The organism is Kitasatospora sp. NPDC127116 (genome assembly GCF_042677365.1).
GTDB lineage: Bacteria > Actinomycetota > Actinomycetes > Streptomycetales > Streptomycetaceae > Kitasatospora > Kitasatospora lactacystinica.
This window is the reverse complement of sequence record NZ_JBHXTL010000014.1, coordinates 35055-42035: the sequence shown is the minus strand read 5'-3', so window position 1 is coordinate 42035 and position 6981 is coordinate 35055. Positions and strand designations below refer to the sequence as shown.

Genomic DNA, 6981 nt, shown 5'->3' with positions numbered 1-6981 from the left:
CCCGGGCGCTGCGGCGGCCCATTCGTGGCCGGCGGGGGGGGGTGGGGGGGGCTGTGTCCGCCTTGGTGCCTTCGGCTTGCGGTTTTTCTGGCCGGCGGCCGGTACCCCCGTCAGGGGCACCGGCCGCCGAAAGCGCTGGTCGGACGGGTGTCACACCCCCAGCGAGCGCTTCACGAAGTCGACCTGGAGCAGCAGCAGGTTCTCCGCGACCTCCTCCTGCGGGGTCATGTGGGTGACGCCGGACAGCGGCAGCACGGTGTGCGGGCGCCCGGCGGCGAGCAGCGCCGAGGACAGCCGCAGGGTGTGCGCGGCCACCACGTTGTCGTCCGCCAGCCCGTGGATGATCATCAGCGGGCGCTCCAGGCCGGCCGCGTACCCGCTCAGCGAGTTGGCGGCGTACACCTCGGGCCGCTCGGCCGGGTCGCCCAGGTAGCGCTCGGTGTAGTGGGTGTCGTACAGCTCCCAGTCGGTCACCGGCGCCCCGGCCACCGCCGCGTGGAAGACGTCCGGGCGGCGCAGCACGGCGAGCGCGGAGAGGTAGCCGCCGTACGACCAGCCGCGGACGGCGACCCGGTCGAGGTCCAGCGGGAACTCCCCGGCGAGCGCCCGCAGCGCCTCCACCTGGTCGTCCAGGGTGGCCCCGGCGAAGTCGAAGGCGATCGACTTCTCCCAGGCCGGCCCGCGCCCGGGCGTGCCGCGCCCGTCGGCGACGACCACCGCGAAGCCCTGGTCGGCGAACCACTGCGAGTTGAGGTGCGGGTTGTGCGCCTGGACGACGCGCTGGCCGTGCGGGCCGCCGTACGGGTCCATCAGGACGGGCAGCAGGCCGTCCCGCTCCCGGTCGTAGCCGGTGGGCAGGAAGACGGCGGCGGGGATGCGGCGCTCGCCGGCGAAGCGGAAGACCGGGCGGGCGGTGATGACCGGGGTCTCGGCGTACGAGGCGATGGTGGCGACGTCGTCGACCGCCAGGCCCTCGGGCAGGTCCCGGGCGACCTGGACCAGGGTGCCGGGCAGGTCCGGCTCGGCGGTGGCCCGGACGGTGATCCCGCCGCCGTGCACCGCGCTGGTGACGGAGGTGAACGGCCGCCCGTTGGCGGACTCCCAGCCCAGTCGCGTGCCGTCGTGGCTGATCCGGCCGACGCCGATCCAGCCCGGCTCGGGATCGGTCTCCTCGGCGCCGCCGGCGGCGCCGAAGAACACCTCCCGCTCGGTGACCGCGACGACCGAGCGGACGTGCAGGTCGGCCCCGGTCACGGTGCGGTCGCCGATCACCAGCGCCCGCACGCCTCCCTCGTCGGAGATCCGGACCAGCTTGCCGTCCGGGGTCCAGGCCGGCGCGCCCGGGAACAGCTCCAGCCAGGCGCCGTCCTTCTCCTCGTGCAGCACCTCGGTGGCGCCGGTGGCGGCGTCCAGGCCGAGGATCCGCTGGCCGCGCTGGTCGCGGGTCTGGACCAGGAGCAGCGGCACGCCGCCCTTCGACCAGTGCACCCGGCCCAGGTACGGGTAGGCCTCGCGGTCCCAGACCACCTCGGTGCGCCCGCCGTGCAGGTCGAGCAGCCAGAGCCCGACCTCGGCGTTGGCGCCGCCGGCCGCCGGGTAGGCGACCTCGGCGGGCTCACGGTCCGGGTTCGCCGGGTCGGCGATCCACCAGCGGCGCACCGGGCTGTCGTCGGCGCGCTCGACCAGCAGCCGGTCGCCCGCCGGGGACCACCAGAAGCCGCGGTCGCGGTCCATCTCCTCCTGCGCGATGAACTCGGCCTGGCCCCAGGTGACGTTCGGGCCGTCCGGCTCGGCGAGCACCCGGTCGCCGCCGCCGTCGGTGCGGGTCAGCCGCAGCTCGCCGGCGGTGTTGGCGTACGCGACGTAGGCGCCGTCCGGGGAGAGGCGCGGGTCCAGCAGCGGCCCCTCGGCGGGCAGTTCGGCGGTGGCGCCGGTGGCCAGGTCGGCGGTGAACAGGCGGCCGGAGAGGGCGAAGGCGGCCAGCTGCCCGGCCGCGTCCAGGGCGTAGCCGACGATGCCGGCCGAGCCCTCGCGGCTGCGCTCGCGGCGGGCCCTCTCGGCCGGCGAGAGGTCCTCCTCGCCGCCGCCGAGCAGCGCGGCCGGGTCGGCGGCGACCCGCTCCTCGCCGGTGGCGGTGTCGAGGGTCCAGAGCAGGTTGGCCCGGTCGCGGCCGGATCGCGAGCGGAGGAAGACGACCCGCGAGCCGTCCGGCGCGACGGAGAAGGAGCGGGGCGCGCCGACGGTGTAGCGCAGGGTCCGCGCGTACTGCCTCGGGAAGGTGTCGGCAGAGGTGTGGGAGGTCATGGCACCAGACCTTATGACGACGGACCACCACCCCCGGGTGTGCGTTGATCACTCGTTCGGAGCATCGTCGACAAGTACGCCCCAAAGAGGTCCAAACCGCCTCCGACCGGCCCACGCGCCCCTCGGATGCCACGATGCCCCGGCGCGCGCGGACTCACCGAGGGTAATGACACCCTCACCCATCGGGTATGACTTGTCGCGCGAGTGAACGTCCGGCCCCGTCCCGGACCGCGGTCACCCGCAGCCCCCAGTCCCGCACCGTCCCTCGCCGCTCTCCCCCGGGCGGCGTGCCCGAGAAGGGGTGTGAGCCGACATGGCCATGAACATCTCCGCCGCCGTGCTGATGCTGGTCATCGTGGTGATCCTGATCCGCCGGTCCGGCCTGAAGCTGGCGCACGCGATCGTCTGCGCGCTGCTGGGCTTCTACCTGGCCTCCAGCTCGATCGCCCCGTCGATCAGCCAGGTCACCAGCAACCTCGCCGGAATGATCAACGGCCTGAGGCTCTGACCCCGCCGCCGCGGCCGCGAGGGCCTGCTCGTCGCACGCGCGCCCGCCCCCGCCTCCCTCCGGGCGGACGACGGGAGCGTGACGACAGGCCCTAGGCTTCCTCCCATGACCGCGACTACCGGCCGCCGCCTCCTCCTGGTGCACGCGCACCCCGACGACGAGTCGATCGGCAACGGCGCCACCATGGCCCGGTACGCCGCCGAGGGCGCCCGGGTCACGCTGGTGACCTGCACCCTCGGCGAGGGCGGCGAGGTGATCCCCGCGCGACTGGCCCACCTGACGGCCGATCGGGACGACACCCTCGGCGCGCACCGGATCGGCGAGCTCACCGGGGCGATGCGCGCCCTCGGCGTGACCGACTTCCGCTTCCTCGGCGGCCCGGGGCGCTACCGCGACTCCGGGATGATGGGCGTGCCCGAGAACGACGTGCCCGGCTGCTTCTGGCGGGCGGACGTCGAGGAGGCGGCCGGCCACCTGGTCGCGGTGATCCGCGAGACGCGCCCGCAGGTGCTGGTCACGTACGACCCGGACGGCGGCTACGGGCACCCGGACCACATCCAGGCGCACCGGGTCGCGATGCGCGCCCACGAGCTGGCCGCCGACCCGGCGCACCGGCCGGAGCTGGGCCCGGCCTGGCGGATCGCCAAGGTGTACTGGAACCGGATGCCCCGCTCGGTGATCGAGGCCGGGCTCGCCGAGGCCGCCGCCAAGGCGCCCTTCCCGGGCGTGGCGCAGCCCTCCGACGTCCCCGGCGTGGTCGACGACGAGGTGGTCACCACCGTCCTGGACGGCGCGGCGTACGCGGGGCGCAAGGCCGCCGCGCTGACCGCCCACGCCACCCAGATCACCGTGGACGGCGCCTTCTTCGCGCTCTCCAACGACCTCGCCCAGCCGCTGTTCACCACCGAGTACTACCAGTTGGTGCACGGCCAGGCCGGGCCGGGCGGGCCGGAGGACGACCTGTTCGCCGGCCTTCCGCTCGACGCCGCCCACGCCGAGGAGGGCACCCGATGAGCAAGTCCGACGCCACACCGCCGCGCCGCACGCTCGCCGCCGCCGTCCTCGGCACCCGCGAGGAGCGGCTGGCGGAGCCCCAGCCCCCGCGCGCCGCCCGGATCGGGGCCTACGTCCTGTTCTTCCTGCTGGGTGTCGCGGTGTCGGTCTGCGGATCCTTTGTGCAGGCCCTGTGGCCGCCGGTGGGAGTCCTGTTGGCGCTCGCCGCGACCGGCGCCACCTTCTACGGCGGCCTGCGGGTCACCGGCACCCGGCTCGGCGCGGGCGCGCCCGCGGCCGGCTGGTTCCTGGCGATGCTGCTGCTGATCGTGCCCCGGCCCGAGGGCGACAACGTGCTGTGGTCCAACGCCACCTCGCTGGCCTGGCTGTTCGCCGGGTCGGTGCTGGGCGTGATCTGCGCCACCCTGCCCACCCGCACCAGCTGGTTCCCCGGGGTGCCCGGCCCCCCGCGCTGACCCGGGTCGTGCACGGCGTACCGTACCGCGTACGACGAGCAGTCAGGAGCGTACGGCCTTACTCTCATACCGGAGGAACCGGACGTATCAGGATCTGTCCGAAGCCGTTCGCCGCTCAGTTCTTCCCAGTATGGTGGTCCCGCAGAACGCCGTACCCGACCGCCGCCCGCCCCAGCCAAGGCCCGGCGACCACGAACCGCGGTCGCGCCGCACGGCCCGCCCGCGAACCCGGAGCAGAGCAGCATTGAGCAGCCGCGAATCTGACAACGCCCACCCGACGCCCCGGCGCACGGGCCCGGACGCCTACCCGTCGGGCACACCGCCCTACGGCACGCCGGGGCTCCCCGGCGGCGACCGGGCCGACGCCGGACCGGGCGCCGCGTCGGGCGGCGAGGACGACGGTCCGAAGACCGAGACCACCCTGACCACCCGGGTCCGGATCAACATCCCCGGCTCGCGTCCGATCCCGCCGGTCGTCGTCCGCAGCACCGTCAAGAACGAGGACGGCCCGGGCGATGACGCCCCGGCCGCCGCCGCCGAACCGGGCGGCCCGCGGCACCGCTCCGCGCCGACCTCGCCCGTCCTCGGTGTGATGGACGACGGCGGCCGCCAGGCCGCCCCGCCGAACCTGCCGCCGGAGTGGCAGATCCCGCCGATCCCGCCGGCGACCTCGGAGTCGGAGTCCACCGGCGCCTGGTTCCGCCCGCGCCAGAAGAAGGCCGCGACCGCCGAGTCCGCGCCGGCCACGGCTCCGGCGACCGTTCCGGCCGGTGCCGTGGGCACGACGGAGGCCCCGGTCGCCCCCGGCGGCGCCGAGCCGCGCCCGCAGGGTGCCCGTCCGGCCGCGGGCCGGCCCGCCCGTGCCGACGGCGCGCGGAACGGCGCCCCGAACGGCCGGCCGGTGCCCGCCCAGGGCAAGCAGCCGAACCCGGCAGCCGCGCCCGTCGCGCCGTTCCACGCCGAGGCCCCGGTGGAGGAGCCCGGCGTGTACGAGGCCGCCGACCCGTTCGCGCCGGTCACCGACCCGTTCGGCACCTCCGTTCCCGACGCCGGCGCGCAGGGCCTGCCCCGGCGCGACGGCGGCCAGCAGAGCCGCGGACAGCAGAACGGGCAGCAGAACGGGCAGCCGCAGAACCGTCAGCAGCGCAAGAACCGGCCGGGCGGGCCGCAGCAGCCCGGCCCGCAGAACGGCTTCCAGCCGAACGACCACCAGGCGCCCGCGCCGCACCCGCAGGCCGAGCCGAACCCGGAGGACACCTCCGTCGACGGCTTCGCGCCGATCCGCGACAACACCCCGCCGCCCGCCGCGATACCCGGCCTGCCCCAGAACGGCGCCCCGCACGGCGCCGACGGCCGTCCGCAGCCGGGCCTGTTCGCCTCGGCCCCGACCGGCACCGACCCGTTCGCCGCCCAGCGCCCGGCCGCCCCCGGCCACGGCCAGGAGGTCCCCGCCGCTCCGGCGGGCCCCGGCGCCCTCTTCGCGGGCGCGCCCGGCACCGCCGCGCAGCCCGGCGACCCGGAGGCCACCGCGGTCACCCCGCTGCCGGCCCCGGCGCCCGGCCCCCGGCCCGAGGGCTCCGAGGAGACCCGGAACGCCAAGGGTGGCAAGGGCGGCAAGGGCGGCAAGGGCTCCAAGGCCGCCCCGGCCCCCGCTCCGGCCCCCGCCAAGGCGAAGGCCGAGCCCGCCGCCCCGGCCAAGGCCAAGCGCGGCGGGGCCGGCAAGAAGCTGGTCAAGCTGGGCGTCTACGGCATCGTCGCGGTGCTGTTCCTCGGCGCCGCCGCGTACGGCACCGGCCTGATGCTCAACCAGTCCGACGTCCCCAAGGGCACCGTGGTGCTCGGCGCCGAGATCGGCGGCAGCAGCCGCGACCAGGCGATCCACCAGCTGGACGAGTCGGTCGGCAAGGCCGGCCAGCAGCCGCTCAAGCTGAAGATCGGCGACCAGGCCGTGGACCTCGACCCGGCGGTCGCCGGCCTGAGCTTCGACACCACCGCCACCGTGGACGGCCTGGCCCAGCACAGCTACAACCCGCTGGACGTCTTCAAGTCGCTCAAGGGCGGCACCAAGACCGTCGCCCCCGAGGTCAAGGTCGACAAGGCCAAGCTCAAGGCCGCCCTCGACACCCTCGCGGCCGGTTCCGGCCAGGGCCTCCAGGAGGGCTACGTCAAGTTCGGCGACGTCAACGGCGAGCCGATCGTCGTGCCCGGCCGGGCCGGCCAGGCGGTGGACTCGGCGAGCGCCCTGGACGTGATCGCGCAGGCCTACCGCGACCGCGCCGACGGCAAGCCCGAGCAGCCGATCGCCCTGGCCGTCACGGCCGCCCAGCCGAAGATCTCCACCCAGGCCCTCCAGGGCGCCGCCGACACCCTCGGCAAGCAGATCGCCGCGGGCAAGGTGCACGTCGTGGCCGGCGCCAAGTCCTGGGACTTCGGCCCGAAGACCGCCGCCAAGGCGCTCACCCTCGTTCCGGACGCCTCCGGCAAGATCGTGCCCAAGTGGGACCTCGACGCGCTCGCCGCCCAGCTGGGCACCGCGTTCGACAAGGTGAAGGTCAAGAAGAACGGCCAGGTCGCCGCGATCACCCCGCAGGACGTCGCGGACGGCATCACCTCGGTGCTCGACAAGACCGGCGACAAGGACCGCACCTTCAAGTTCGTGGTCTGACGCGGTCGGGGGCCGGCGCGTCCGCGTCCGCCGTA

Annotated in this window: 5 protein-coding genes; 4 read left to right on the top strand and 1 reads right to left on the bottom strand. The window is 75.5% G+C overall.

Features of this window, described 5'->3' with window-relative positions; genetic code table 11:
- Positions 1–150: 150 nt before the first annotated feature.
- Complete coding sequence (locus tag ACFVHV_RS08895; protein WP_359899583.1) at positions 151–2304, bottom strand: prolyl oligopeptidase family serine peptidase; 2154 nt, start codon at positions 2302–2304, stop codon at positions 151–153.
- A gap of 313 nt (positions 2305–2617) precedes the next feature.
- On the opposite strand from ACFVHV_RS08895, the gene ACFVHV_RS08890 reads away from it, so the two are divergent.
- The 4 genes from ACFVHV_RS08890 to ACFVHV_RS08875 all read left to right on the top strand — a co-directional run bounded on the left by ACFVHV_RS08890 (position 2618) and on the right by ACFVHV_RS08875 (position 6946).
- Positions 2618–2812 (top strand): DUF2304 family protein, encoded by a 195-nt coding sequence (locus ACFVHV_RS08890; protein WP_049658010.1) that lies wholly within the window; start codon positions 2618–2620, stop codon positions 2810–2812.
- Positions 2813–2917: 105 nt separating this feature from the next.
- Positions 2918–3826 carry an N-acetyl-1-D-myo-inositol-2-amino-2-deoxy-alpha-D-glucopyranoside deacetylase gene (gene mshB, locus ACFVHV_RS08885; RefSeq protein ID WP_359899581.1) on the top strand — a complete coding sequence of 303 codons (909 nt, stop codon included), beginning with the start codon at positions 2918–2920 and terminating at the stop codon, positions 3824–3826.
- Complete coding sequence (locus ACFVHV_RS08880) at positions 3823–4281, top strand: DUF6113 family protein (RefSeq protein ID WP_380350108.1); 459 nt, start codon at positions 3823–3825, stop codon at positions 4279–4281. Before mshB ends, ACFVHV_RS08880 begins: the two co-directional genes overlap by 4 nt.
- Positions 4282–4525: 244 nt before the next feature.
- Positions 4526–6946 carry a hypothetical protein gene (locus ACFVHV_RS08875; RefSeq protein ID WP_380350105.1) on the top strand — a complete coding sequence of 807 codons (2421 nt, stop codon included), beginning with the start codon at positions 4526–4528 and terminating at the stop codon, positions 6944–6946.
- The last annotated feature ends 35 nt before the right edge of the window (positions 6947–6981 follow it).